The 25,830-nt window shown below is 50.3% G+C and carries 24 protein-coding genes, 1 pseudogene and 1 other annotated feature; of the genes and pseudogenes, 14 read left to right on the forward strand and 11 right to left on the reverse strand.

Annotated features, from left to right (window positions below):
• Positions 1-32 precede the first annotated feature (32 nt).
• The 4 genes from FDX14_RS17305 to ugd all read left to right on the forward strand — a co-directional run bounded on the left by FDX14_RS17305 (position 33) and on the right by ugd (position 5,063).
• Positions 33-1,073, forward strand: coding sequence for a glycosyltransferase family 4 protein (locus FDX14_RS17305; protein ID WP_137349953.1), 1,041 nt, complete (start codon positions 33-35; stop codon positions 1,071-1,073).
• A 20-nt stretch (positions 1,074-1,093) separates the two neighbouring features.
• Entirely contained in the window at positions 1,094-1,810 is a 717-nt protein-coding gene (locus FDX14_RS17310; protein ID WP_137350001.1) for a glycosyltransferase family 2 protein, read from the forward strand.
• Positions 1,811-2,292: 482 nt separating this feature from the next.
• Positions 2,293-3,699: an NADP-dependent phosphogluconate dehydrogenase gene (gnd, locus tag FDX14_RS17315; protein WP_137349954.1), complete on the forward strand. Its 1,407-nt coding sequence runs from the start codon at positions 2,293-2,295 to the stop codon at positions 3,697-3,699.
• A 197-nt stretch (positions 3,700-3,896) separates the two neighbouring features.
• Positions 3,897-5,063: a UDP-glucose 6-dehydrogenase gene (gene ugd, locus FDX14_RS17320; RefSeq protein WP_137349955.1), complete on the forward strand. Its 1,167-nt coding sequence runs from the start codon at positions 3,897-3,899 to the stop codon at positions 5,061-5,063.
• 59 nt (positions 5,064-5,122) lie between these two features.
• Here ugd and FDX14_RS17325 read toward each other — a convergent pair whose 3' ends face one another.
• Positions 5,123-6,127 carry an NAD-dependent epimerase gene (locus FDX14_RS17325; RefSeq protein ID WP_137349956.1) on the reverse strand — a complete coding sequence of 335 codons (1,005 nt, stop codon included), beginning with the start codon at positions 6,125-6,127 and terminating at the stop codon, positions 5,123-5,125.
• A gap of 395 nt (positions 6,128-6,522) precedes the next feature.
• On the opposite strand from FDX14_RS17325, the gene wzzB reads away from it, so the two are divergent.
• A complete protein-coding gene (wzzB, locus tag FDX14_RS17330) occupies positions 6,523-7,506 on the forward strand; it encodes an LPS O-antigen chain length determinant protein WzzB (protein ID WP_137349957.1) in 984 nt (327 codons plus the stop codon).
• Positions 7,507-7,560: 54 nt separating this feature from the next.
• On the opposite strand, the gene hisIE is transcribed toward wzzB, so the two are convergent.
• The 9 genes from hisIE to hisL all read right to left on the reverse strand — a co-directional run bounded on the left by hisIE (position 7,561) and on the right by hisL (position 14,790).
• Positions 7,561-8,172: a bifunctional phosphoribosyl-AMP cyclohydrolase/phosphoribosyl-ATP diphosphatase HisIE gene (gene hisIE / locus FDX14_RS17335; protein WP_137349958.1), complete on the reverse strand. Its 612-nt coding sequence runs from the start codon at positions 8,170-8,172 to the stop codon at positions 7,561-7,563.
• Entirely contained in the window at positions 8,166-8,942 is a 777-nt protein-coding gene (hisF, locus tag FDX14_RS17340) for an imidazole glycerol phosphate synthase subunit HisF (protein ID WP_079223590.1), read from the reverse strand. The genes hisIE and hisF overlap by 7 nt, the downstream gene beginning before the upstream one ends.
• A complete protein-coding gene (hisA, locus tag FDX14_RS17345) occupies positions 8,924-9,661 on the reverse strand; it encodes a 1-(5-phosphoribosyl)-5-[(5-phosphoribosylamino)methylideneamino]imidazole-4-carboxamide isomerase (protein WP_137349959.1) in 738 nt (245 codons plus the stop codon). Before hisA ends, hisF begins: the two co-directional genes overlap by 19 nt.
• Complete coding sequence (hisH, locus tag FDX14_RS17350; RefSeq protein WP_137349960.1) at positions 9,661-10,251, reverse strand: imidazole glycerol phosphate synthase subunit HisH; 591 nt, start codon at positions 10,249-10,251, stop codon at positions 9,661-9,663. Before hisH ends, hisA begins: the two co-directional genes overlap by 1 nt.
• Positions 10,251-11,318: a bifunctional histidinol-phosphatase/imidazoleglycerol-phosphate dehydratase HisB gene (gene hisB / locus FDX14_RS17355; protein ID WP_042307531.1), complete on the reverse strand. Its 1,068-nt coding sequence runs from the start codon at positions 11,316-11,318 to the stop codon at positions 10,251-10,253. The genes hisH and hisB overlap by 1 nt, the downstream gene beginning before the upstream one ends.
• Positions 11,315-12,394 carry a histidinol-phosphate transaminase gene (hisC, locus tag FDX14_RS17360; RefSeq protein ID WP_137349961.1) on the reverse strand — a complete coding sequence of 360 codons (1,080 nt, stop codon included), beginning with the start codon at positions 12,392-12,394 and terminating at the stop codon, positions 11,315-11,317. The genes hisB and hisC overlap by 4 nt, the downstream gene beginning before the upstream one ends.
• A complete protein-coding gene (gene hisD / locus FDX14_RS17365) occupies positions 12,391-13,695 on the reverse strand; it encodes a histidinol dehydrogenase (RefSeq protein WP_137349962.1) in 1,305 nt (434 codons plus the stop codon). The genes hisC and hisD overlap by 4 nt, the downstream gene beginning before the upstream one ends.
• A gap of 5 nt (positions 13,696-13,700) precedes the next feature.
• Positions 13,701-14,600 (reverse strand): ATP phosphoribosyltransferase, encoded by a 900-nt coding sequence (gene hisG / locus FDX14_RS17370; protein WP_042307534.1) that lies wholly within the window; start codon positions 14,598-14,600, stop codon positions 13,701-13,703.
• Between the two features lie 44 nt (positions 14,601-14,644).
• Positions 14,645-14,767: a sequence feature (His leader region), on the reverse strand.
• On the reverse strand, positions 14,743-14,790 hold the full coding sequence (gene hisL, locus FDX14_RS17375) for a his operon leader peptide (RefSeq protein ID WP_100250077.1): 48 nt from the start codon (positions 14,788-14,790) through the stop codon (positions 14,743-14,745). Its footprint overlaps the feature before it by 25 nt.
• A 173-nt stretch (positions 14,791-14,963) precedes the next feature.
• Between hisL and FDX14_RS17380 the strand changes: the two genes are divergently transcribed.
• The 4 genes and pseudogenes from FDX14_RS17380 (at position 14,964) to plaP (ending at position 18,396) form a co-directional block, all read left to right on the forward strand.
• A complete protein-coding gene (locus FDX14_RS17380) occupies positions 14,964-15,794 on the forward strand; it encodes an SDR family oxidoreductase (protein ID WP_137349963.1) in 831 nt (276 codons plus the stop codon).
• A gap of 41 nt (positions 15,795-15,835) precedes the next feature.
• Positions 15,836-16,820: pseudogene (locus FDX14_RS17385) on the forward strand (LysR substrate-binding domain-containing protein).
• 162 nt (positions 16,821-16,982) lie between these two features.
• The gene (yoeI, locus tag FDX14_RS25675) at positions 16,983-17,045 is read left to right on the forward strand and encodes a membrane protein YoeI (protein WP_099045591.1); all 63 of its coding nucleotides are present in this window, start codon (positions 16,983-16,985) and stop codon (positions 17,043-17,045) included.
• The gene (plaP, locus tag FDX14_RS17395) at positions 17,035-18,396 is read left to right on the forward strand and encodes a putrescine/proton symporter PlaP (RefSeq protein WP_003030167.1); all 1,362 of its coding nucleotides are present in this window, start codon (positions 17,035-17,037) and stop codon (positions 18,394-18,396) included. The genes yoeI and plaP overlap by 11 nt, the downstream gene beginning before the upstream one ends.
• Before the next feature lie 59 nt (positions 18,397-18,455).
• On the opposite strand, the gene sbcB is transcribed toward plaP, so the two are convergent.
• Complete coding sequence (sbcB, locus tag FDX14_RS17400; RefSeq protein ID WP_042307540.1) at positions 18,456-19,880, reverse strand: exodeoxyribonuclease I; 1,425 nt, start codon at positions 19,878-19,880, stop codon at positions 18,456-18,458.
• A gap of 398 nt (positions 19,881-20,278) precedes the next feature.
• Here sbcB and phsA point away from each other — a divergent pair, with 398 nt between their 5' ends.
• The 5 genes from phsA (at position 20,279) to sbmC (ending at position 25,813) form a co-directional block, all read left to right on the forward strand.
• The gene (gene phsA / locus FDX14_RS17405; protein ID WP_061381989.1) at positions 20,279-22,552 is read left to right on the forward strand and encodes a thiosulfate reductase PhsA; all 2,274 of its coding nucleotides are present in this window, start codon (positions 20,279-20,281) and stop codon (positions 22,550-22,552) included.
• A 14-nt stretch (positions 22,553-22,566) separates the two neighbouring features.
• A complete protein-coding gene (gene phsB, locus FDX14_RS17410) occupies positions 22,567-23,145 on the forward strand; it encodes a thiosulfate reductase electron transport protein PhsB (protein WP_042307544.1) in 579 nt (192 codons plus the stop codon).
• The gene (phsC, locus tag FDX14_RS17415) at positions 23,142-23,909 is read left to right on the forward strand and encodes a thiosulfate reductase cytochrome B subunit (RefSeq protein ID WP_042307546.1); all 768 of its coding nucleotides are present in this window, start codon (positions 23,142-23,144) and stop codon (positions 23,907-23,909) included. The genes phsB and phsC overlap by 4 nt, the downstream gene beginning before the upstream one ends.
• Positions 23,910-24,048: 139 nt before the next feature.
• Entirely contained in the window at positions 24,049-25,221 is a 1,173-nt protein-coding gene (gene dacD, locus FDX14_RS17420) for a serine-type D-Ala-D-Ala carboxypeptidase DacD (RefSeq protein WP_137349965.1), read from the forward strand.
• A 124-nt stretch (positions 25,222-25,345) separates the two neighbouring features.
• Entirely contained in the window at positions 25,346-25,813 is a 468-nt protein-coding gene (sbmC, locus tag FDX14_RS17425; protein WP_042307550.1) for a DNA gyrase inhibitor SbmC, read from the forward strand.
• Positions 25,814-25,830: the final 17 nt, after the last annotated feature.

Consider the following 25,830-nt stretch of genomic DNA (forward strand, 5'->3'; position numbering starts at 1 on the left):
GTATCTTTTTGTTCTCTCTATTCTAGGTGAAAATGAAAAAAATATTTATTTTGATTGATGATATCTCTCGCTCTGGCGGTACGGAGCGTGTCGCATCATTTTTGGCTAATCAGATGTCTCTGACAGGTCATTCAGTATTCCTGGTTTCGTTATCTGCGGAAAATGGAATACCTTATTATCCTTTGGATAAACGGGTTGAATTAAGAGTGCTTAAAAAGCAAACACTCTATGAGTTAGCCATGTTTTTGAGGAAAAACTTTTGCGATGTAATGATCACCATTTCTATGGGACGTCTGTCATTCAAGGTTGCATGCATACATAAATTACTGAACTTGGATTGTCGATTAATACTTAGTGAACATGTCGCTTTTGAGACGTCATCAAGGTTAGTCCGCATGTTCAAATGGCTCAGTTATCAATTTGCTGATGATCTTGTATTATTGACACAGCATGATTATAAATTACTTAATAATATAGTTCGCTCACGTGTTAGCATTATTCCTAACGCAAGTAATTTTGAGTTACTGCATGAATCTACTTTAGTGCATAAGAATAAGGTAGTACTAGCTGTAGGTCGTCTTACTTATCAAAAAGCATTTGATAGGTTATTACGGATTTGGGCTTCTTTAGATGATCACGATGGATGGGTGTTGCACATTGTAGGCGATGGTGAGAAGCGTAATGAATTGCAAAATCTTATATTTGAGTTAGGTATAACAGAAAGTGTCTCATTGATTTCAGCTACACCCTTTATCGCTGATGAATATAAAAATGCAAGTATACTTGCTATGACATCTCGTTACGAAGGATTGCCATTAGTGCTGATTGAGGCTAAATCATATGGATTGCCAGCAATAGCATTTGATTGTAAAACTGGACCACGTGAAATTATCAATGATAATGAAGATGGAATACTTGTAGCTGATGGTGATGAAACTGCATTTTCATTGCTATTAGCAACATTAATTAGAGATAATTCTTTAAGAAAACGTATGCAGTATGAAGCGCTTAAAAATGCAGAACACTACACAGTCGAAAAAGTTAGTCAGCAATGGCAGGAGTTAATATCGTGAGGGAATCTGTATCAATTATTATGCCTGCTTTTAATGCTGCAGCTTATATTTATGAAAGTATTAGTTCCGTACTACTGCAAAGTTATCAAGATTGGCATTTGTATGTAATCGATGATGCTTCAACTGATAATACTGCTCAAGTTGTTTCTAGCTTCAATGACTCTCGCATCACGCTAATTAGTTTAAAAGTTAACAGCGGAGTGGCTAGAGCTCGGAATATTGGTATTGAAAGTTGTAAAGGCCAGTATATTGCTTTTTTAGATAGTGATGATCTCTGGGAGTCAAATAAATTATCTTTGCAAGTTCCGTTGCTTAAAAAAGGATATGATGTGGTTTGCTCTAACTATGTAATTTTCACTGATGATCCAAAAAATATTGTCGGAACCCGATACTGCCCATCAGAATTTGGTTACTCGCGAATGCTTCGTGGTAACTGTATTGGCAATCTTACTGGTATATATAATCAGAAAAACCTAGGGAAATGTCTACAGCAAGAGTGTGGTCATGAAGATTATTTAATGTGGTTAGAGTTATTGAGTCGTTCTAGTAGTGCTGCATGTGTACAACAAGTCTTGGCCCGATATCGCGTTGCTGATAATTCATTATCTGGTAACAAAATAAAAGCTGCTTGTTGGCAGTGGAATATATATAGGAAGAAACTTAAAATGTCTTTTTTGAAAAGTTCCTATTATTGGTGTTATTATGCTGTCAGCGCGTTGTTGCGATCTTTAAAATAAATCCGTGCGTTTTCAATATTCTATGCAGTTGGATAGATAAATAACCTTAGGTAATTGAAATTCAATTGGCAAATTTTTATGTTGGTAAATTATGCGATAGCTAGTGGCGGATTTCTACTTTTTTTAGTAAGTTATAGATATCTTGTAACTGTAAGCATTAGTTCTAAATAAGTAATGCGTTTCACGTCTAATGGTTACTTTATTTAGAGATATGAAAGCTAAGAATAATTTATAGTGAATTTGATAATTATTATTCACTTAAAGAAAAATGGTTTAAATATCAAAAACACTATGAGTGTTGACAATATTATATGTTTAAGAATCTGATGTTTTTGCTCCAAAGCGATAACGATTCATCATATTAAATCAATACAACTTATATCAGCAAATGCTATTCATATCACCTATATCTGAGTTAACATCTAAACCACATTCAAGCCGCGCATAAGTAGCGCGGTGACCACACCTGACAGGAGTATGTAATGTCTAAGCAACAGATCGGCGTAGTCGGTATGGCAGTGATGGGGCGCAACCTGGCGCTCAACATCGAAAGCCGTGGTTATACCGTCTCCATCTTCAACCGTTCCCGCGAAAAAACTGAAGAAGTTGTTGCCGAGAACCCGGGTAAGAAACTGGTTCCTTATTACACGGTGAAAGAGTTCGTCGAGTCTCTTGAAACCCCGCGTCGTATCCTGTTAATGGTGAAAGCGGGCGCTGGCACCGATGCTGCCATCGATTCCCTGAAGCCGTACCTGGATAAAGGCGATATCATCATTGATGGTGGTAACACCTTCTTCCAGGACACTATTCGTCGTAATCGTGAACTCTCCGCAGAAGGCTTTAACTTCATCGGTACCGGCGTATCCGGCGGTGAAGAGGGGGCGCTGAAAGGCCCGTCCATCATGCCTGGTGGCCAGAAAGAAGCTTACGAACTGGTTGCTCCGATTCTGACTAAAATTGCCGCAGTGGCGGAAGATGGCGAACCGTGCGTGACCTATATTGGCGCTGACGGTGCGGGCCATTACGTGAAGATGGTCCACAACGGTATCGAATACGGCGATATGCAGCTGATTGCTGAAGCCTATTCTCTGCTGAAAGGCGGTCTGAACCTGTCTAACGAAGAGCTGGCCACCACCTTCACCGAGTGGAACGAAGGCGAGCTGAGCAGCTACCTGATTGACATCACCAAAGACATCTTCACCAAAAAAGATGAAGACGGTAGATACCTGGTTGACGTGATTTTGGATGAAGCTGCGAACAAAGGCACCGGTAAATGGACCAGCCAGAGCTCTCTGGATCTGGGCGAACCACTGTCGCTGATCACCGAGTCTGTATTCGCGCGCTACATCTCTTCTCTGAAAGACCAGCGCGTTGCGGCATCTAAAGTGCTGTCCGGCCCGCAGGCTAAACTGGCTGGCGATAAAGCGGAGTTTGTTGAGAAAGTACGTCGCGCGCTGTATCTGGGCAAAATCGTCTCCTACGCGCAGGGCTTCTCTCAACTGCGTGCTGCGTCTGATGAGTACAACTGGGATCTGAACTACGGCGAAATCGCGAAGATCTTCCGCGCAGGATGCATCATTCGCGCACAGTTCCTGCAGAAAATCACTGACGCGTATGCTGAAAACAAAGGCATCGCCAACCTGCTGCTGGCTCCGTACTTTAAAAACATCGCCGACGAGTACCAGCAGGCGTTGCGTGATGTCGTGGCTTACGCGGTGCAGAACGGTATTCCGGTACCGACATTCTCCGCTGCTGTAGCCTACTACGACAGCTACCGTTCTGCGGTACTGCCGGCGAACCTGATTCAGGCTCAGCGTGACTACTTCGGTGCGCACACCTATAAACGTACTGATAAAGAAGGTGTGTTCCATACCGAATGGCTGGATTAATCTGATTTAGCCTAACTGTAAAGCCAGGCCCGGAGCGCTCCTCCGGGCTTTTTTATTGTCAAAAAATGGGATTCGGTCAGGTCTGATAGTCGGTGCAATAGCAAATCACGATATACTCATTCAATGCAAAGCCGATACGCCACAATGCTGGCGGTGTGCTCAACCTCAATGTTTAACTGGAAGAAGTTACAGAGCGAATGAAGATAACTATCTCAGGAACAGGTTATGTAGGTCTGTCGAACGGTATTCTGATTGCCCAGCACCATGAAGTGGTGGCTCTGGATATCGTCACGGCGAAGGTCGAGATGTTGAACCAGAAAAAATCCCCGATTGTTGACAAAGAGATCGAAGAGTACCTGGCGACGAAACAGCTTAATTTTCGTGCAACGACTGATAAGTACGATGCATATCGTGATGCGGATTACGTAATTATCGCGACACCGACTGATTACGATCCGAAGACTAACTACTTCAACACCTCCAGCGTCGAGTCCGTTATCCGCGATGTGCTTGCCATTAACCCCAATGCGGTAATGGTCATCAAATCCACCATTCCGGTCGGTTTTACTAACTCGATTAAAGAGAAGTTTGGCATCGATAATATTTTCTTCTCGCCGGAGTTCCTGCGTGAAGGTCGCGCGCTGTACGACAACCTGCATCCGTCGCGTATCGTGATTGGCGAGCGTTCTGAGCGCGCTGAGCGCTTTGCCGCGCTGTTGCAGGAAGGGGCTCTGAAGCAAGACATTCCGACGCTGTTTACTGACTCCACCGAAGCCGAGGCGATCAAGCTGTTTGCCAACACCTATCTGGCGCTGCGCGTGGCCTACTTTAACGAGCTGGATAGTTATGCAGAAAGCCTTGGTTTGAACTCCCGGCAAATTATTGAGGGTGTATGTCTGGATCCGCGTATTGGTAATCATTACAACAATCCATCCTTTGGCTACGGTGGCTACTGCTTACCGAAAGATACCAAGCAACTGCTGGCCAACTACGAATCGGTGCCGAATAACATCATCGGTGCAATCGTTGATGCTAATCGTACGCGTAAAGACTTTATTGCTGACTCTATCCTCGCGCGGAAGCCGAAGGTGGTGGGCGTATACCGCCTGATCATGAAGTCTGGCTCGGATAACTTCCGCGCCTCCTCTATTCAGGGGATCATGAAGCGTATTAAGGCCAAGGGCGTACCCGTTATTATTTATGAGCCGGTCATGGAGGAGGATGAATTTTTCCACTCTCGGGTAATCCGCGATCTTAACGCGTTCAAAAATGAAGCGGATGTTATTATTTCTAATCGTATGACGTCAGAATTGGCTGATGTTGCAGAAAAAGTGTATACCCGCGATTTGTTCGGCAGTGATTAATTATCATCTTCTCTAAAAAGGCCTTATTAAAGGCCTTTTTACTTTAAACAGGTCAGTAATTAAACGTTGTAGAAGTTACGATACCAGTCAACAAACTTCTTCACCCCATCTTTAACCGTTGTTTCAGGTTTAAATCCAATAACATCATACAGTGCTTTAGTGTCCGCGCTGGTTTCCAATACATCACCGGGCTGTAGCGGTAGCATATTTTTCGTAGCTTCTATACCCAGCGCATCTTCCAGCGCCTTGATATAATCCATCAGTTCTACCGGTGCACTATTGCCGATGTTGTAGACGCACCAGGGGGCAATGCTGGCTGCAGGTGTACCGGTTTCAACGGTCCACTGAGCGTCTGCTTGCGGAATAACATCCTGCAGGCGAATGATTGCTTCTGCGATATCATCAATATAGGTAAAGTCACGCTTCATTTTGCCGTAGTTATAGACGTCAATACTTTTCCCTTCCAGCATCGCTTTGGTGAACTTGAACAACGCCATATCCGGGCGGCCCCAAGGACCGTACACGGTAAAGAAACGCAGGCCTGTGGTGGGTAATCCGTACAGATGGGAATAGGTATGGGCCATCAGCTCATTGGCTTTTTTGGTTGCCGCATACAGGGATACGGGGTGATCGACGGAATCATCCGTTGAAAAGGGCATTTTGCGATTCAGACCATATACCGAGCTGGAAGAAGCATAGAGTAAATGCTGAATTTTATTATGCCGACAACCTTCCAGTATGTTCAGAAAACCTGTGAGATTGGAGTCTGCGTAAGCGTGCGGATTTTCAAGTGAATAACGTACGCCAGCCTGTGCAGCGAGATGAATCACACGATCAAAATGCCCGGATGCGAAAAGAGTTGACATACCTTCGCGGTCGGCTAAATCGATCTTATGAAAATGGAAGCCGGGGTGTACCAGCAGCTCCAGACGGGCCTGCTTAAGACTCACGTCGTAGTAATCGTTTAGATTATCGATACCGACGACTTGATGGCCAGCCTCAAGGAGGCGTTTGCTAACATGGAAGCCGATGAAACCAGCGGCCCCCGTAACCAGGTATTTCATGTTCGTTCCTCTTTTCGGCTAAAAAGCAGCCAGGCACTATCTGGTGCAACGAAAACTGGAATAATACCGTCAGATGTCAAAAAAGCTAATGGTTATCCTTTTTACTCATACCATTTTTACGGGTAAGTCAATAAATATTCATGCCATGAATTTATTGACAAAAGTGTTGAGCATAAACCATTCTGACATTTAACCCGCTGATCGATGCTTTTCCTGTAAAGAGTATCTTTTGTATATTGACACTTCTTTTAAATTCCTTCCCTTTTTCATCAGTGACTAAAATACCAATCAAAATCTCTCAAACAATTTGATTTTTTTATCATTAATCCTATGGAATTGCTTCAAATTATAGCTAAACTAATTCAAGTTTAAGCCTTTCCTTAATTAGGGTATTTATGTCTGTAAGTGATAACAACATGTCCGGGCGCGTTAACGATCCGGAACAGATTGATTTGATTGATTTGCTGCTGCAATTATGGCGTGGGAAAGTCACTATCGTTGTCGCGATTGTTGTTGCCATTGCACTGGCCGTGGGCTATCTGGCGGTTGCTAAAGAGAAATGGACCTCTACTGCAATTATTACTCAACCTGATGTCGGACAGATTGCCACCTATAACAACGCGCTTAACGTGATGTATGGCGCCAGTGCACCTAAGGTAACTGAACTGCAGACAAACGTTATTGGTCGTTTCAGTACCTCTTTCTCTGCATTGGCAGAAACGCTTGATAATCAGGAAAAACCAGAGAAATTGTCAATTGAGCAGTCTGTTAAAGGCCAACAGTTGCCGTTAGCAGTTTCTTATGTTGGCGGATCACCAGAAGAAGCTCAGCGTCAGTTGGCTGAATACATTCAACAAACTGATGAAAAAGTTGCCAAAGAGCTGGAGCTTGACCTGACTGATAACATCAAGCTGCAAACCAGTACTCTTGAAGACTCTCTGAAGACCCAGGAAGTCGTCGCTCAGGAACAAAAAGATTTGCGCATCAAGCAAATCCAGGAAGCGTTGCGTTATGCAGAACAGGCAGGTGTCACTAAGCCGCAAATTCAGCAAACTCAGGATGTTACGCAGGATAGTATGCTGCTGCTTGGCAGCGATGCTTTGAGATCAATGATTGAGCACGAAGCAACGCGTCCATTGATTTTCTCTGGTAATTACTATCAGACCAAGCAAAACCTGCTGGATATTGAAGCATTAAAAATCGAGAAGGCAAAACTGCACACTTATCGCTACGTGATGAAACCAACGTTACCGATTCGTCGCGACAGTCCGAAAAAAGCAATTACCCTGGTACTGGCAGTATTGCTGGGTGGGATGATTGGTGCAGGTATCGTGCTGGGGCGAAATGCACTGCGTGGTTACAAAGCCAGAGCGCAGTAAGCCTAATCTAATAACAAAAAAACCGGGCAAGCCCGGTTTTTTTACGTCTGTAGATTACTGATGACGCTTACGTAAGTTCTCAATCACGGTGGTCAGGTCAAGCTCCTGATCCTGTAGCAGCACTAACAGGTGGTACATCAGGTCAGAGGCTTCATTCGTCAGCTCGAAACGATCGTTCACGGTGGCGGCCAGCGCGGTTTCCACGCCTTCTTCACCCACTTTTTGCGCAATGCGTTTGGTGCCGCTGGCATACAGCTTCGCGGTGTAAGAGCTTGCCGGGTCGGCGGTTTTACGCTCAGCCAGTAGTTGTTCTAACTGATACAGGAACAGCCACTGATGGCTGGCGTCAGCAAAGCAGCTTGAGGTGCCTTTGTGGCAGGTTGGCCCGATTGGGTTAACCAGTGCTAACAGGGTGTCGTTATCGCAATCGGGTGTGATGCTGACCACATTAAGAAAGTTGCCCGAGGTTTCACCTTTGGTCCACAGGCGTTGTTTGGTCCGCGAGAAAAAGGTTACCTTACCGCTTTCAAGCGTTTTATCCAGCGCCTCCGGGTTCATATAACCCAGCATCAATACTTCGCCGGAGACCGCATGCTGCACGACAACTGGCATCAGTCCGTCAGTTTTTTCCCAGTCCAGCTCGCGGCATTGTTGCTTCGTTAACATATCCTGATCTCCACGCCCTGTGTTGCCAGGTACGCTTTTAATTCGCCAATATTGATAATTTGCTTGTGGAAGACGGAGGCGGCAAGCGCGCCGTCAACGTCAGCATCCCGGAAGGCTTCGAGGAAGTGTTCCATGGTGCCCGCGCCACCGGAGGCAATCAGCGGTACATGGCAAACGTCGCGCACTTTTCTCAGCTGTTCCAGATCGTAGCCGTTACGCACACCGTCCTGATTCATCATGTTCAGCACGATTTCGCCCGCGCCACGTTTCTGCACTTCCTGCACCCAATCCAGCGTTTCCCACTGCGTGATGCGGGTACGACTCTCATCCCCGGTGTACTGGTTAACGTGATATTTACCGGTTGCAGCGTCATACCAGGTATCGATACCCACCACAATGCACTGTACGCCAAAGCGGTCCGCCAGACGCGTGATAAGCTCCGGGTCAGCCAGCGCCGGGGAGTTGATGGAGATTTTATCCGCCCCGAAGGAGAGAATACGCGCCGCATCATCGATGGACTTAATCCCACCGGCAACGCAGAACGGAATGTCGATCACTTCCGCCACGCGCGATACCCAGCTTTTATCGACTACACGGCCATCGCTGGAAGCGGTGATATCGTAGAACACCAGTTCATCTGCGCCTTCATCGGCATAGCGTTTTGCCAGCGGAACGATGTCGCCAATAATCTCGTGATTGCGAAACTGGACGCCTTTTACCACCTGTCCATCGCGAACGTCCAGACAAGGAATTATGCGTTTTGCCAGCATTGGATGGCCTCCTCAACGGTGAACTTACCTTCCAGCAGGGCGCGTCCGACAATCACGCCGCGTACTCCGGTCCCGCGCAGGGCCGCTACATCCTCGATTCCGCCAATGCCACCAGATGACTGAAACGCCACCTGCGGATATTTGGCGCACACTTCTTCATAAAGCGCGACGTTTGAACCCGCTAGCGTACCGTCGCGGGAAATATCGGTGCACAGCACATGCTTCAGACCCACGGGCAAATAGGTTTCCACCAGTTCTTCCAGCGAAACCCCGGAATCTTCCTGCCAGCCGCTGACCGCAACCTGTTTATTACCTTGCTCATCAATACGCACGTCCAGCGCCAGCACCAGCGCGTCGGCGCCAAAACGTTCGAACCAGCTCTTAACTTCCTCAGGGGATTTAACCGCCGTCGAACCGACCACCACACGCGCCACACCGGCGTCAAGCAGTGCCGCAACGTCCGCTTCAGTACGCACACCGCCGCCCACCTGCACCGGAACATTGACGCCCGCGACCAACGTTTTAATCAGTGGTATTTGTCGTTTCTGCGGATCTTTTGCCCCGGTCAGATCCACCAGATGTAGGACCTGCGCGCCTTGTGCCGCATAATCCTGCAAGCGGGGCAGAGGATCGTTGCCGTAATCACGTTGCTGTGCGTAATCGCCCTGATGAAGACGCACCACCGTGCCGTCGATTAAATCTAATGCCGGAATAATCATTACATCTCCAGAAAGTTTTTCAGCAACTGCGCCCCAGCCGCACCCGAACGTTCCGGGTGGAACTGCACGCCAAAGAAATTGTCCTTTTGCACTGCCGCGGTAAACGGTTCGCCGTAATGACATTGGCCGATGGTCCATGGATTCACTGGCATCGCGTAGCTGTGGACAAAGTAGAAATACGCCCCATCTTCAATACCCTGGAACAGACGATTTCCCGCCTGCGGATAAACGCGATTCCAGCCCATATGCGGCAGCGGCAGACCGAAATCGGTCATTTTAGGGACGTCCTGATCAATAATGCCCAACAGGGAGACACCGTTACTCTCTTCACTGCGCCGCCCAAGCAGTTGCATGCCTAAGCAGATCCCCAGCACCGGCTGCGTACAGGCCTTAATCAGCTCAATAAGTTCACGCTCGTGCAACTGGTCCATAGCCGCCTGCGCGGTACCAACGCCGGGTAGAAACAGCTTATCGGCACGGAGCACCACATCCGCATCGCGGCTGACAACCGGGTCGTATCCATGGCGCGCAACGGCGGATTTCACCGAGTTCAGATTGGCGCAGCCGGTATCGAGGATCACTACGTTCATTACAACACTCCTTTTGAGGAGGGCAGCGTGTCGCCTTCTACGCGAATTGCCTGACGCAGCGTGCGGCCAAAGGCTTTAAACAGGCTTTCCACGCGGTGGTGGTCATTTTTCCCTTTGGTTTTCAGGTGCAGGGTGACGCCCATGGTGTAAGAGAGTGAGCGGAAGAAGTGTTCAATCATCTCCGTGCTCAGATCGCCCACGCGCTGGTAGGTAAACTCAGCGCGGTATTCCAGGTGCGGACGCCCGGAGATATCCAGCGCGCAACGTGCCAGACACTCGTCCATCGGCAGGACAAAACCAAAACGGTTGATGCCACGTTTATCGCCTAATGCCAGCTTTAAGGCCTCACCCAGCGCCAGACCGGTATCTTCTACGGTGTGGTGATCGTCAATATACAGATCGCCCTTAACGGCTATCTCCATGCGAAAACCACCGTGAGTGGCGATTTGATCCAGCATGTGGTCAAAGAAGCCAACGCCGGTATTGATTTTGCTTTGACCTTCGCGGTCCAACCAGACTTTGACGTCAATCTGCGTTTCTTTGGTATTGCGCTCAACGTGCGCGTAGCGGTCACGCTTGGTCAACTGTTCGCCGATCATCGCCCAGTTCAGGGTGTCACGGTGATAACGCAATCCGCGAATTCCCATGTTTTCAGCCAGCTGAATATCTGTGGCACGATCACCAATGACGTAGCTGTTTGCTATGTCCATGGCCTGTTCAACCAGGTACTGCTCAACCAGCTTCACTTTTGGCTTCCGGCAAGCGCATTCGTCCGTCGGCAGGTGCGGGCAAATCAGCACTTCATCAAATGCCACGCCCTGAGAGGTGAAAATTTGCATCATCAGGTTATGCGGACCGTCAAAATCGGCCTGCGGGAAACTCTGCGTTCCCAGTCCATCTTGGTTGGTAATCATCACCAGCTTATAGCCTGCTTTTTGCAGTTTCAGCAAAACAGGAACGACTTCCGGCTCAAAAGCCAGTTTGTCAAAGCGATCAACCTGAAAGTCACTTGGCGGTTCGGAAATCAGGGTTCCATCGCGGTCGATAAAAAGATACTTCTGGCTCATACTTGCTCCGCACGTAAGGCGTCAATGACGCGCTGGCTCTCTTCACGGGTTCCGACAGTAATTCGCAGGCAGCCGCTTAACGAGGGTTGTTTGTTCTGGTCTCGTAAGATAATGCCCTGATCCCACAAAGATTTAAATACGCTGCTGGATGCGGTGAAGCGCGCCAGAACATAGTTGGTTTCAGAAGTGAAGACCTGTTCTACACAGCGAATTGTTTTCAGGTTCTCTACCAGATACTGACGCTCTTGCAGGATCTGCTCTACACGTTGGCGCATGGCGGCAACCCCTTGCGGCGTCAGCGCCTGGGCGGCGATATCTGCCACCGGCGTAGAGAGCGGGTAAGGGGCGATCACCTTTAACAGCAGAGTGATAATTTCTTCATTGGCCAGCGTAAACCCGCAGCGTAAACCGGCGAGAGCAAACGCTTTGGACAGCGTGCGTAAAATCACCAGGTGCGGATATTCAGACAGCCAGCCTGCCAGCGTGGCCTGCGGGCAAAACTCGATATACGCTTCATCGGCAACCACGATAGCTTTACCCTGCGTCATGTCGAGCAGCGAACGCAGATCCTGTGGCTTAATCAACTGGCCCGTTGGGTTATTAGGGCTGCATACATAAACCACCTTCACGCCATCAAGCTTGTCCGCGATACCTTGTAAATCCAGTTGCCAGTCGTCAAGTGTCGGGACGGTACGGCATTCGACGCCAATTGTTTCAGCGCTGACGCTGTACATGCCGTAAGTCGGCGGGCAGTACAGAATCGCATCTTTACCGGGTTCGCAAAAAGCGCGCACCAGCAGTTCGATCCCTTCATCTGCGCCGCGGCTGACCAGCACCTGCTCCGGCTTGACGCCTGCATACTGCGCGTAATTCTCAATCACGGCTTTCGACTGGCACTCCGGGTAGCGGTTCAGCGTTTGCTGGCTTAGCTGAAACTCAACGGCGGTGGGGTATTCATTCGCGTTGAGCCAGACGTCGCCATTACCGCCAAGACGGCGGGCAGACTGATAAGGCGTTAACTCGCGTACATTCTTACGGGCTAAATCAGTGACGCTGAGAAAGTTGTCAGTGCTCATGCTTGCTCCTTCAGGGCGTTAACGCGCAGGGTGACGGCATTTTTGTGGGCGGTCAGCAGCTCAGCCGCGGCCAGGGTTTCAATGGTGGCGGCCAGCGCAGAGAAACCTTGTGGTGTTAATTCCTGTACGGTCATCCGTTTCTGGAAATCAGCCAGCCCCAGGCTGGAACAGGTTGCGGTATAACCGTAGGTTGGCAGCACGTGGTTGGTGCCGGAAGCGTAGTCGCCTGCGGATTCCGGCGACCAGTCGCCAAGGAACACCGAACCGGCGCTGGTAATGTCGTCAACCAACTCACGTGCGTTGCGGGTCTGAATGATCAGGTGCTCCGGCCCGTAGGCGTTGGAGATTTCAACGCACTGCGCCAGATCTTTCGCTACGATTAAGCGGCTGGCAGAGAGCGCCTGACGCGCGGTGTCGGCTCGGGACAGCTCGGCGAGCTGACGTTCAACAGCTTTGGCAACTCCCTCGGCAAGCTTAGCGTCCGGCGTCAGCAGGATCACCTGCGAGTCCGGACCGTGCTCGGCCTGAGAGAGCAGGTCGGAGGCGATAAAATCTGGCGTTGCGCCGCTGTCGGCGATAACCAATACTTCGGACGGTCCGGCAGGCATGTCGATGGCTGCGCCGTCAAGACGCTGGCTGACCTGGCGTTTGGCTTCGGTCACATACGCATTGCCCGGCCCGAAGATTTTATCGACCTTCGGAATAGACTCCGTGCCCAGCGCCAGCGCGGCAATGGCCTGTGCGCCACCCACGTTAAACACTTCTTTCACGCCACACAGCTGCGCAGCGTAGAGGATTTCATCGGCAATTGGCGGTGGCGAGCACAGCACCACTTTTTTGCAGCCGGCGATACGCGCCGGGGTCGCCAGCATTAATACGGTAGAGAACAGCGGTGCCGACCCGCCAGGAATATACAGGCCCACGGAAGCGATAGGGCGGGTAACCTGCTGGCAGCGTACGCCCGGCTGGGTTTCGATATCCACCGGCGGCAGAACTTGCGCACTGTGGAAAGTATCAATATTACGTACCGCCGTCTGCATGGCTTGTTTCAGCTTGTCGCTCAGGCGACTGCTGGCCTGCTGAATTTCTTGCTCAGTGACGCGTAGCGCGCCGACCTCGGTTTTATCAAACTTCGCGCTGTATTCGCGCAGTGCCTGGTCGCCGTTGTTTTTGACGTTTTCAAGGATCTCGGCCACTGTGCGGCTAATGCTTTCAGAGGCGGAAATCGCCGGGCGCATTAGCAGTTCGCGCTGCTGCTCAGGGCTACAGCTATTCCAGTCAATCAGGGTATTGAAGCTCATGGCCGTTACTCCATCATCTTCTCAATCGGCAGCACCAGAATTGAGCTGGCACCGAGCGCTTTCAGTTTTTCCATTGTTTCCCAGAACAGGGTTTCGCTGCTGACCATGTGCATAGCCACACGCTGCTGGTCACCCGCAAGTGGCAGAATGGTAGGGCGCTCAGCGCCAGGCAGCAGGGCGATGACTTCGTCCAGACGCTCGCTCGGCGCGTGCATCATGATGTATTTGGATTCACGAGCCTGAATAACCCCCTGGATGCGGGTCAGGAGTTTGTCGATCAACTGCTGTTTGGCTGCGGCCATTTCACCATCGCGCTGAATCAGACACGCTTTAGAGCGGTAAATCACTTCCACTTCACGCAAACCATTGGCTTCAAGTGTTGCACCGGTTGAGACCAGATCGCAGATCGCATCGGCAAGGCCCGCGCGGGGTGCGACTTCGACAGAACCGTTTAACAGACAGGATTTAAATGACACCCCTTTTTGATCGAGATAACGCTTGAGCAGGTGCGGGTAAGAGGTGGCGATACGCTTCCCGTTCAGCGCGGTCGGGCCATCCCAGGCTTCATCAACCGGGGTTGCCAGCGAAAGACGGCAGCCGCCGAAGTCCAGACGACGCAGGGTAAAATAGCGAGGATCTTCACCCTGTGCCCGACGGTTGAGCAGCTCTTCTTCCAGAACGTTTTCCCCAATGATGCCAAGATCAACGACGCCGTCCATCACCAGACCCGGGATATCGTCATCACGCACGCGCAGAATATCAATCGGCATATTCTCTGCCATCGCAATTAAGCGTTGGGTGTGAAGATTAATTTTAATGCCGCAACGGGCCAGTAATTCGCGTGAATCGTCGCTTAAACGGCCTGATTTCTGCATAGCTATGCGTAAACGGGTGTTGTCTAACATTATTTGTTCCTCGTTATCCTGTCTGAATCAGTTTGGGTCACGCACAAAAAAAGCCCCCGGAAGAAATCTTCCGGGGGCTTTCTCATACGCTCATGCACCGCTGGAAGATTTAAATGTCTCCCAGCACACATCGCCTGAAAGACTAGTCAGGATGATGGTGATGATGGTGTTTAAATTGAGCGCGTGTCATAAATTTCTCGATGAATGTTTATTCATTTGATGTCTTTTAACCTAAACCACTTTAGCTACGGAAAGCAAGGGCTTTTTTTGATCATTAATTCATTTCATATTGATACTATGAATTGTCAGCCACCGTGGGCTGGCGTAGCCTTGCGTTATAGGCCAAAAGTCAGGAGAGAAGGCATGAAAAAGGTCGCAATTGTCGGGTTAGGTTGGTTAGGCATGCCGTTAGCCATGTCGCTGGCGGCGAGAGGCTGGCAGGTGACCGGCAGCAAAACCACATTAGATGGAGTGGAAGCGGCCCGCATGAGCGGTATCGAGAGTTACTCGCTGCGCCTGGAGCCTGAACTGGTCTGTGAGGCCGACGATCTCGACGCACTCATGGACGCTGATGCTCTGGTTATTACGCTACCTGCGCGCCGTAGCGGGCCGGGGGAGGCATTTTACCTGCAGGCCATGCAGGAGCTGGTGGACAGTGCATTGGCGTACCGGATCCCGCGGATTATTTTTACCAGCTCGACGTCGGTCTATGGTGATGTCCAGGGCATCGTGAAAGAGGGAACACCGCGTAACCCGGTCACCGCCAGCGGGCGTGTCCTGAAAGAACTTGAAGACTGGCTGCACAACTTGCCTGGCACCTCGGTTGATATTCTGCGCCTGGCCGGGCTGGTTGGTCCGGGAAGACATCCTGGCCGATTTTTCGCGGGTAAGACGGCGCCAGATGGACACCATGGCGTCAATCTGGTGCATCTTGATGATGTCGTTTCTGCCATCACGTTGCTGCTGCAAGCGCCCAAAGGGGGACACATCTATAATATATGTGCGCCTTTGCATCCGGCGCGTAATGTGTTCTATCCACAGATGGCCCGCCAGTTGGGGATGGAACCGCCGGAATTTCGCGGCGGTGCGGATAACGGTAACGGTAAAGGTAAAGTCATTGATGGCAGCCGTATTTGTAATGAGCTTGGATTTGAGTACCAGTATCCCGATCCGCTGGTGATGCCGATGGAGTGACAGGCCAGCAGAGTGTCGCTGTATACCGCCAGGGGGCGAGTATGAAACCACTGCTGGACGTTCTTATCATCCTCGATGCGTTAGAAAAAGAGGGCAGTTTCGCGGCGGCGTCGGCAAAATTGTATAAGACGCCGTCTGCGCTTAGCTACACCGTCCATAAACTGGAAAGCGATCTTAATATTCAGTTATTAGATCGCAGTGGGCACCGGGCTAAGTTTACCCGCACCGGTCAAATGCTGCTGGAAAAGGGGCGAGAGGTATTGCATTCCGTCCGCGAACTCGAAAAGCAAGCCATTAAGCTCCATGAAGGCTGGGAGAATGAACTGGTTATCGGCGTCGATGATACGTTTCCCTTTTCCCTGCTGGCTCCCCTTATCGAATCTTTCTATCAACGTCATAGTGTGACGCGTCTGAAATTTATTAACGGCGTTCTGGGCGGCTCCTGGGATGCACTGACTCAGGGGCGGGCGGATATTATTGTCGGTGCTATGCATGAACCGCCAGCGGGGAGTGAATTTGGCTTTGCGCGGCTGGGCGCTTTGGAACAGGTGTTTGTCGTTGCGCCGCATCACCCCCTGGCGCAGGAACAGGAACCATTACATCGGCGTACTATTCGACGTTTTCGCGCCATCGTGGTGGGAGATAATGCGCATCAAGCGAACATCTCCGGCGTTCAGGTGTTGGACGATCAGGAAGCGATTACCGTTTTTGACTTCAAAACCAAGCTGGAGCTGCAAATTAGTGGTTTGGGATGCGGATATATTCCACGTTACCTGGCGCAGCGATTTTTGGACAGCGGCGCTCTGATTGAAAAGAAAGTGGTCGGACAAATTCTGTTTGAACCCGTGTGGATAGGGTGGAATGAACAGACCGCCGGGCTTGCCAGCGCCTGGTGGCGGGATGAGATTTTAGCAAATAGTGCTATTGCCGGGGTGTATGTTAAAACGGATGCTGATAAATCAATCAGTTGAGAAAAAATATTTTTTTACAGTTGCTTCAATCTCTTGTTATTTCTCCCCAAATTAGTGCAAAATACGCCGCTTGCAAAAAATGACATTAACCGACGTTTTAATACGCGTCGGTTATTTTTTTGCATCAAACCAATCATTCATAAAAGAGGCCGGGCTTCGTACCGGATAGATACTTACTTAAAAATCGACAGTTGTTGTCGCTGAGGATTAACAAAAAATGGGGCAATTTTTTGCTTACGCGACGGTTTTCGCCGTAATGGGGGATAACCATGTCGCATAACGCTACTCCAAACACCTCTCGCGTGGAATTACGTAAAACGCTTACGCTGGTTCCGGTTGTCATGATGGGCCTTGCCTATATGCAGCCGATGACGCTGTTCGATACATTCGGTATCGTCTCAGGAATGACCGATGGTCACGTCCCGACAGCTTACGCCTTTGCACTGATCGCCATCCTCTTTACCGCACTAAGCTACGGTAAACTGGTTCGTCGCTATCCGTCCGCAGGCTCTGCCTACACTTACGCCCAGAAATCCATTAGCCCGACCGTTGGCTTTATGGTTGGCTGGTCATCGCTGCTGGACTACCTGTTCGCGCCGATGATCAACATTCTGTTGGCGAAAATATATTTTGAAGCGCTGGTGCCCTCGATTCCATCGTGGATGTTCGTGGTGGCGCTGGTGGCCTTTATGACCGCCTTCAACCTGCGTAGCCTCAAATCCGTCGCCAATTTCAACACTGTGATCGTGTTGTTGCAGGTGGTGCTGATTGCGGTGATCCTCGGCATGGTCGTTTATGGCGTGTTCGAAGGGGAAGGGGCCGGTACGCTGGCAAGCAGCCGTCCGTTCTGGTCTGGTGATGCGCACGTGATCCCGATGATCACCGGTGCGACCATCCTGTGCTTCTCGTTCACCGGTTTTGACGGTATCAGCAACCTGTCAGAAGAAACCAAAGACGCTGAGCGCGTGATCCCGCGTGCGATTTTCCTGACCGCTCTGATTGGTGGCCTGATCTTTATCGTCTCCACCTATCTGTTGCAGCTGTACTTCCCGGATATCTCGCGCTTTAAGGATCCAGATGCTTCGCAGCCAGAAATCATGCTGTATGTTGCGGGTAAGTTCTTCCAGGTAGGCGCGCTGATTTTCTCTACCATTACCGTACTGGCGTCCGGTATGGCGGCGCATGCAGGCGTTGCGCGTCTGATGTACGTGATGGGCCGTGATGGCGTATTCCCGAAAAGCTTCTTCGGTTATGTACACCCGAAATGGCGTACTCCGTCCATGAACATCATTCTGGTTGGTGCGATTGCTTTGCTGGCAATCAACTTCGACCTGGTGATGGCGACGGCGCTGATTAACTTTGGTGCGCTGGTGGCGTTTACCTTCGTTAACCTGTCGGTAATCTCCCAGTTCTGGATCCGTGAGAAGCGTAACAAGACGCTGAAAGATCACTTCCAGTACCTGTTCCTGCCAATGTGCGGTGCGCTGACCGTTGGCGCGCTGTGGGTGAACCTGGAAGAAAGCTCAATGGTTCTGGGCCTGATCTGGGCGGGTATCGGTCTGATCTACCTGGCTTGCGTGACCAAAAGCTTCCGCAACCCGGTCCCGCAGTACGACGAAGATATCGCGTAATAATTGCATTTAGCTGAAAAAAAACGGAGACATGTTCTCCGTTTTTTTATACGTGGGATTTATACAATCTCTTGCGCATATTGCCAGAGCGCTTTCAGCAGCGTCAGCTTCTCTTTGTTATCCGCATATTGCTGACTCAGCATCTGTAATTCATTGGCGTAATTTTGCAAAAACTCCGGCGTGAATACCTGACGACGATGGTCCAGCCAGCGCTGTTGTTCGGCTTCATCCAGCGTGCCGGGGAAGTTACGCGCACGGTAGTTAAACAGCAGCTTTTCAATGCGTTTATCGACAAAGGTGATATCCAGCGCCGGTAAATTGCGCGGTTCGGTTTCCAGAACTATTTTCATTGCGGCACGGTCGGCATCGCTGAAAAAGCCGTTGTACAGCTGGGCGTCTACGTTATCAGATGGCGCAAAGGGTTCCGCTTCGGCGAAGATTGCCACGACTTTGTCGCGTACCTGTGGGTTTTCGCGCAGAGTTTTGAGGTTATCCAGACAACGCTGGCGGTTAATACCAAGACGATCTGCATCTTCCGGGCGCAGGGTGTTCGCCTGTGCCAGTACCGGACATTTGTTGATGTGCACCAGTTTAACCGGAACCGCTGGGTTATCTCCCAAATCTGCCTTAGCGGTGTAGAGCCGCTCACGCAGCGCGTCACTGTCCATTTCGAGCAGTGGTGAAATATCACCGGCTAAGTCGACCATGATAACCGCGTTGCGATTCTCCGGATGCCAGGCCAATGGCGCCACCCAACTGGTGTTACCGCGCCAGGCGCCGAACATGCCCGAGACATGGACCAGCGGTTTCATCTGCGGCACATCAATTAGCGCCGCCAGTTTGTGCTTATTACGATGGCTATAGAGATACTCAAACAAACGTGGTTGGCGTGACTTGACTAATTGCGCCATTGCAATCGTGGCATACACATCGGCCATTGCATCGTGGGCATTGGCATGCTCAATCCCATTCGCTTTGGTCAAATGTTCCAGGCGAAAGCTGGGCAAGCCATCGTCGTTTTCCGGCCAGTTAATACCTTCAGGACGCAGGGCATAGCAGGCTCGCATTACATCCAGCAGATCCCAACGCGAATTATCGTGCTGCCAGCTCCAGGCATAGGGATCGTAGAAATTGCGATACAGGATGTTTCGCGTCACTTCATCATCGAAGCGCACGTTGTTATAGCCAAGAATGCAGGTTTTCGGCACGGTAAACAGGGCGTGAATACGCGCAGCAAAAGCAGCTTCATTTTCTCCCTTTTCACGTGCTTCCTGCGGTGTGATACCGGTAATCAGCACCGCCTCTGGCTGTGGCAGATAGTCGTCTGCGGGTTTGCAATAAAAGACTTCAGGTTCACCGATAATGTTGAAATCGTTATCTGTGCGGATGGCCGCAAATTGTGCGGGTCTGTCCAGCGCCGGATGGGTACCAAAGGTCTCGTAATCGTGGAAGAGAAAACCAGGTTGCTGCTTGCCGTCATTCATTGTTCAGTTATGTCCGGGATCAATTTAGCGCTTATCTAAGAATACCAAAAAATAGCGAGGGAATCAGCAAGAGGATTATCGATGCGGAATGACCTCCGCAAGAAAATTGCGCTGAACGAAGCTTTGAACGAATGGTTAATTATTTTCTCCTCATTAAAGGAAATTACTGGAATAAATTTTCTTAAAATCAGAACTTGGGAAATAAGTTAATTGATAACCATTATTGTTATTTCCATTTCGTTTTCTGTGTTCTGGAAACTTTAAAAGTCTTTTATAAACAACGGTTTCATATTTCAATTAATACGCTTGTATCCATTGTAATAAAATGTGAGTGAGGTTAAGAATTAATAATCCAAACTCCATATAATAATTGGATATATCTAATAACAGGAGGTTATATGAGCATTAGTCGGCGTAATTTTCTACGAGGGGTGGGGATAGGCTGCTCAGCCTGTGCGATAGGAAGTTTTCCACCTGGCGCACTGGCGCGAAATTCTTCCGAGCACATAAAAGGGAAAACATCCCTGACGCCAAGTTTGTGCGAAATGTGTTCTTTTCGCTGCCCAATTCAGGCTCAGGTAATTAATAATAAGACGGTTTTTATTCAAGGAAACCCTAATGCGCCTCAGCAGGGCACGCGTGTCTGTGCGCGCGGAGGGAGCGGTGTTAGCCTGGTCAACGACCCGCATCGTATTGTTAAACCGATGAAACGCACAGGACCTCGCGGGAGCGGTGAATGGCAGGTGATTAGCTGGCAGCAGGCATATAAAGAAATTGCCGAGAAAATGACGGCAATAAAAGCGCAGCATGGTCCCGAGGGGGTCGTATTCTCTTCCAAGTCCGGTTCGCTTTCTGGCCATTTATTTCATCTCGCGACGGCTTTTGGATCGCCGAACACGTTTACTCACGCGTCGACATGTCCCGCCGGAAAAGCGATTGCCGCTAAAGTTATGATGGGCGGCGATTTAGCCATGGATATCGTCAATACCCGTTATATGGTCTCTTTTGGCCATAACCTCTATGAAGGCATTGAAGTTGCCGACACGCATGAACTGATGACCGCGCAGGAAAAGGGCGCGAAGATGGTCAGCTTTGATCCCCGTTTGTCCGTCTTCTCCAGCAAAGCGGATGAATGGCATGCGCTTAAGCCTGGCGGTGACTTACCGGTGCTGATGGCGATGTGTCACGTCATGATCAAAGAAAATCTGTATGACGCAGACTTTGTGGCACGCTACACCACAGGGTTTGACCAACTGGCTGAGGCGGTACAAGAGACCACGCCGGAATGGGCGCAAAAGCTCGCTGATGTGCCTGCTGATGTGATTATCCGGGTCACCCGCGAAATGGCCGCCTGCGCGCCTCACGCCATCGTCAGTCCGGGTCATCGTGCGACGTTTTCGCAAGAAGAAATTGATATGCGGCGCATGATTTTCACCCTCAATGTGTTACTTGGAAATATTGAGCGTGAGGGCGGGTTGTATCAGAAAAAAGCGGCGGCAACGTACAATAAGTTGGCCGGAGAGAAAGTTGCTCCCGTGCTGGCAAAACCCGATGCCAAGTTACCCAAACCAACGGCGCAGCGTATCGATCTGGTTGCCCCGCAGTTCAAGTACATCGCGGCCGGCGGCGGCGTTGTGCAGAGCATTATTGATGCCGTCTTAAATCAAACGCCGTATCCGGTGAAGGGATGGATTATGTCCCGACACAACCCTTTCCAGACCGTGACCTGTCGACCAGATCTGGTTAAGACTGTTGAACAGCTCGACCTGGTGGTCAGCTGCGATGTCTATTTAAGCGAAAGCGCGGCGTATGCCGATTATCTTTTACCTGAATGTACTTACCTTGAGCGCGATGAAGAAGTTTCTGATATGTCAGGGCTGAATCCAGCCTATGCCCTGCGTCAGCAGGTTGTAGAGCCTATCGGTGATGCGCGTCCGAGCTGGCAAATCTGGAAAGAACTGGCTGTTCAGTTAGGCCTTGGGCAATTCTACCCATGGCAGGATATGCAAACGCGTCAGCTGTACCAGCTTAATGGCGATCATGCGTTATCTGCTGAGCTACGTCAGAAAGGGTATCGGGAGTGGGGTGTTCCGCTATTGCTGCGCGAACCCGAAGCGGTGCGTCAGTTTGTGGCGCGCTATCCGGGCGCGGTTGCGGTTGATAGCGACGGCACCTATGGTGAACAACTGCGCTTTAAATCCCCGTCAGGAAAAATCGAACTCTACTCTGCGGAGCTGGAAACACTCCTGCCTGGCTACGGTGTTCCTCGCGCCCGCAATTTCGCGCTCAAAGGCGACAATGAACTCTACTTTATTCAAGGGAAAGTGGCGGTTCATACCAATGGCGCAACGCAATATGTGCCACTGCTGAGTGAGTTGATGTGGGACAACGCTGTGTGGATCCACCCGCAAACGGCCCGTGAAAAAGGCATCAAAAGCGGCGATGACATCTGGCTGGAAAATGCAACCGGTAAGGAAAAAGGCAAAGCGCTGGTCACCGCCGGTATTCGACCCGATACGCTATTCGTCTATATGGGATTTGGCGCCAAGGCAGGAGCCAAAACAGCCGCGACGACGCACGGTATTCACTGCGGTAATTTGCTTCCGCATGTCACCAGTCCGGTGTCAGGTACGGTGGTCCACACCTCTGGCGTTACGCTTCGTCGGGCATGAGAAAGGAGTACATCATGAATCAATCAACAAACCCTTATGTCATGCTGCATGACGAAAAACGCTGCATTGGTTGTCAGGCGTGTACGGTTGCCTGCAAGGTACTGAATGACGTGCCTGAAGGTTTTAGCCGCTTACAGGTGCAGATCCGTTCACCGGAACAGGAACCCGAGGCACTGTCCCACTTCCAGTTTGTTCGTGTTTCCTGCCAGCATTGTGAAGATGCGCCGTGCGTCAGCGTTTGTCCAACCGGTGCTTCATTCCGTGATGAAAACGGCATTGTGCAGGTGGATAAATCTCGCTGTATTGGCTGTGACTACTGCGTTGCTGCTTGTCCGTTCCATGTCCGTTATCTCAATCCACAAACGGGAATCGCAGACAAATGTAATTTCTGCGCGGATACCCGCCTGGAGGTCGGACAGTCACCCGCCTGCGTTTCCGTTTGTCCTACGGATGCGTTGAAGTTTGGTCGTCGCGATGATCCGGAAATACAGCACTGGATCAATCAAAAAGAGGTTTATCGCCAGCAGGATACGCGTAGTGGCCCGGTGAGTGTTTATCGGCGTAAAGAGATCCATCAGGAGGGTAAAGTATGAATTCTATCTGGGGAGCGGAGCTTAACTATGCGCCGGACTACTGGCCGCTGTGGCTCATTTATGCGGGCGTTATTGTTGTGCTGATGATTGCAGGGCTGATCACGCACGCGCTGTTACGTCGGATGCTGGCGCCGAAAACGGCAACCGGAGAGGAGCACCGGGAATACCTCTATTCGCTGGCTGTTCGCCGTTGGCACTGGGGAAATGCGCTACTCTTTATTCTGCTTTTGCTGAGCGGCCTGTTTGGCCACTTCTCTGTCGGACCGGTAGCGTTGATGGTACAGGTGCATACCTGGTGCGGCTTCGCATTGCTGGCCTTCTGGATAGGCTTTGTGTTAATAAACGCAACCAGCGGCAACGGCTGCCATTATCGCGTGAAGCTAAACGGGTTGATATCACGCTGCCTGCTGCAAACGCGCTTTTATCTGTATGGCATCATGAAAGGCGAGCCGCATCCGTTTGCCGCAACGGCAAAGGATAAATTTAACCCACTGCAACAACTGGCCTACCTGGCCATTATGTACGCGCTGGTTCCGCTGTTGATCATCACCGGGTTGTTATGCCTCTACCCGCAGGTGGTAGCGGCAGGGCCTGTAATGCTGGTGCTGCATATGGCGTTAGCGATTGTGGGTTTACTGTTCATCTGCGCACATATTTACCTGTGCACGCTGGGCGACACGCCAGGGCAAATTTTCCGCAGTATGATCGACGGCTATCATCGCCATCGCAGTCATCACGCAGAGACTGCGCCACGCAAAGGATAATTTCGCGCGCGGTTTGTCTCTGACAGCCTTGTATAACAGCAAGAAAATGTGCCTTGTGTCACATTTTCTTGCAATTTATTCAAGTTTGTTCGACAGAACTTCCGTAAAAAGAACGGCTATTTCTCCCTTTTCTGAGGACATGCTGTTGAAACGCCGTTTGTTTATTGCCGCTTCACTATTCACGATGAGTTTTACGTCCGCCTGGGCGACCGATGCCGCCAGCTTCGCCCCTCAGCCGCCTGCGATAAATGCCGGGGCGTGGGTATTAATGGATTACACCACGGGCCAAATTCTGACAGCCGGTAATGAACACCAGCAACGTAACCCCGCCAGTCTGACCAAGCTGATGACCGGCTATGTTGTTGATCGCGCAATCGACAGTAAGCGCATTAGTCCAACCGATATTGTCACCGTTGGGCGCGATGCCTGGGCGAAAGACAATCCGGTATTCGTCGGTTCATCCCTGATGTTCCTGAAACAAGGCGATCGTGTTTCGGTGCGCGACCTCAGCCGCGGGCTAATTGTTGATTCAGGTAATGATGCCTGCGTGGCGCTGGCGGATTACATCGCCGGGGGACAACCGCAGTTTGTCGCGATGATGAACAGCTATGCGCAAAAGCTGAACCTGCAGGACACCCATTTTGAAACGGTCCATGGTCTGGATGCGCCAGGTCAGCATAGCTCTGCTTACGATCTGGCCGTATTGTCGAGGGCTATCATCCATGGTGAACCGGATTTCTACCATATGTACAGTGAGAAAAGCCTTACCTGGAACGGAATCACGCAGCAAAACCGTAATGGCCTGTTGTGGGATAAAACCATGAACGTGGATGGTCTGAAGACAGGGCATACGTCCGGGGCCGGGTTCAACCTGATCGCTTCCGCCGTTGATGGACAACGTCGACTGATTGCGGTTGTGATGGGGGCTGAGAGTGCGAAAGGGCGCGAAGACCAGGCGCGTAAGCTGCTGCAATGGGGGCAACAAAACTTCGATACGGTGCAGGTTTTGCGTAGCGGTAAGCAGGTCGGCACTGAACGGATCTGGTATGGCGACAAAGAAAAAATCAGCCTGGGCACCGAGCAGGATTTCTGGATGGCCCTGCCTAAAGCGGAAGTCGCTAACATTAAAGCAAAATATGTCCTTGATAAGAAAGAACTGGTCGCGCCAATCGCGGCACATCAGCGTGTGGGTGAAATTGAACTCTACGATCGGGACAAGCTGGTGGCGCACTGGCCTCTGGTTACGCTGGAGTCCGTCAGCGAAGGCGGCGTTTTCTCGCGTCTGAGCGATTATTTCCACCATAAGGCGTAGTTATTTCCTGGAAAGCCTGACTGGCAAGAGTGCGAATCTGCTCACATAATAATCACTATTTGCTTGTGGCCGTAATACCTAAAAATTACACTGTATATAAATACAGTGTAATCGCGGAGGTTATATGGAGTACGAGATTAAGCAGGTCGATAAACGCAGGATTGCCGGTTTTCACATGGTTGGTCCGTGGGAACAAACGGTAAAGCAAGGTTTTGAGCAGTTAATGAAGTGGGTCGACGGGAAGCAAATTGTTCCGCTGGAATGGATAGCCGTTTATTACGACAATCCTGACGTTGTCCCGGCGGAGAAACTGCGTTGCGATACCGTGGTATCCGTGCCTGAAGATTTTGCGATCCCGGAAAATAGCGAAGGGGTGATCCTGACCGAAGTGGCGGGTGGCGACTATGCTATTGCCGTTGCGCGCGTTGAAAATCATGATTTTGCCACGCCCTGGTATCAGTTCTTTGACCGCCTGATGCAGGATACGACTTACGAAATAGCCGCTAAACCCTGCTTTGAAGTGTACATGAACAATGGCATGGAGGATGGCTACTGGGACATTGAAATGTACATACCGGTGCAGTCGAAGTAACTGTTTTTGATGCAAAA

The organism is Citrobacter sp. wls710, from assembly GCF_005281115.1.
GTDB lineage: Bacteria > Pseudomonadota > Gammaproteobacteria > Enterobacterales > Enterobacteriaceae > Citrobacter > Citrobacter werkmanii.

Bases quoted from the DNA above. Each gene is read 5' to 3' on its own strand.
- gnd (WP_137349954.1), top strand. From the start codon at position 2,293: ATGTCTAAGCAACAGATCGGCGTAGTCGGTATGGCAGTGATGGGGCGC.
- hisC (WP_137349961.1), bottom strand. From the start codon at position 12,394: ATGAGCACTGACAACTTTCTCAGCGTCACTGATTTAGCCCGTAAGAAT.
- sbcB (WP_042307540.1), bottom strand. From the start codon at position 19,880: ATGAATGACGGCAAGCAGCAACCTGGTTTTCTCTTCCACGATTACGAG.
- hisB (WP_042307531.1), bottom strand. From the start codon at position 11,318: ATGAGCCAGAAGTATCTTTTTATCGACCGCGATGGAACCCTGATTTCC.
- hisF (WP_079223590.1), bottom strand. From the start codon at position 8,942: ATGCTGGCAAAACGCATAATTCCTTGTCTGGACGTTCGCGATGGACAG.
- phsA (WP_061381989.1), top strand. From the start codon at position 20,279: ATGAGCATTAGTCGGCGTAATTTTCTACGAGGGGTGGGGATAGGCTGC.
- FDX14_RS17305 (WP_137349953.1), top strand. From the start codon at position 33: ATGAAAAAAATATTTATTTTGATTGATGATATCTCTCGCTCTGGCGGT.
- hisH (WP_137349960.1), bottom strand. From the start codon at position 10,251: ATGAACGTAGTGATCCTCGATACCGGCTGCGCCAATCTGAACTCGGTG.
- FDX14_RS17310 (WP_137350001.1), top strand. From the start codon at position 1,094: ATGCCTGCTTTTAATGCTGCAGCTTATATTTATGAAAGTATTAGTTCC.
- hisG (WP_042307534.1), bottom strand. From the start codon at position 14,600: ATGTTAGACAACACCCGTTTACGCATAGCTATGCAGAAATCAGGCCGT.
- plaP (WP_003030167.1), top strand. From the start codon at position 17,035: ATGTCGCATAACGCTACTCCAAACACCTCTCGCGTGGAATTACGTAAA.
- FDX14_RS17380 (WP_137349963.1), top strand. From the start codon at position 14,964: ATGAAAAAGGTCGCAATTGTCGGGTTAGGTTGGTTAGGCATGCCGTTA.
- hisD (WP_137349962.1), bottom strand. From the start codon at position 13,695: ATGAGCTTCAATACCCTGATTGACTGGAATAGCTGTAGCCCTGAGCAG.
- ugd (WP_137349955.1), top strand. From the start codon at position 3,897: ATGAAGATAACTATCTCAGGAACAGGTTATGTAGGTCTGTCGAACGGT.
- dacD (WP_137349965.1), top strand. From the start codon at position 24,049: ATGCTGTTGAAACGCCGTTTGTTTATTGCCGCTTCACTATTCACGATG.
- phsB (WP_042307544.1), top strand. From the start codon at position 22,567: ATGAATCAATCAACAAACCCTTATGTCATGCTGCATGACGAAAAACGC.
- phsC (WP_042307546.1), top strand. From the start codon at position 23,142: ATGAATTCTATCTGGGGAGCGGAGCTTAACTATGCGCCGGACTACTGG.
- hisIE (WP_137349958.1), bottom strand. From the start codon at position 8,172: ATGTTAACGAAGCAACAATGCCGCGAGCTGGACTGGGAAAAAACTGAC.
- wzzB (WP_137349957.1), top strand. From the start codon at position 6,523: ATGTCTGTAAGTGATAACAACATGTCCGGGCGCGTTAACGATCCGGAA.
- hisA (WP_137349959.1), bottom strand. From the start codon at position 9,661: ATGATTATTCCGGCATTAGATTTAATCGACGGCACGGTGGTGCGTCTT.
- FDX14_RS17325 (WP_137349956.1), bottom strand. From the start codon at position 6,127: ATGAAATACCTGGTTACGGGGGCCGCTGGTTTCATCGGCTTCCATGTT.
- sbmC (WP_042307550.1), top strand. From the start codon at position 25,346: ATGGAGTACGAGATTAAGCAGGTCGATAAACGCAGGATTGCCGGTTTT.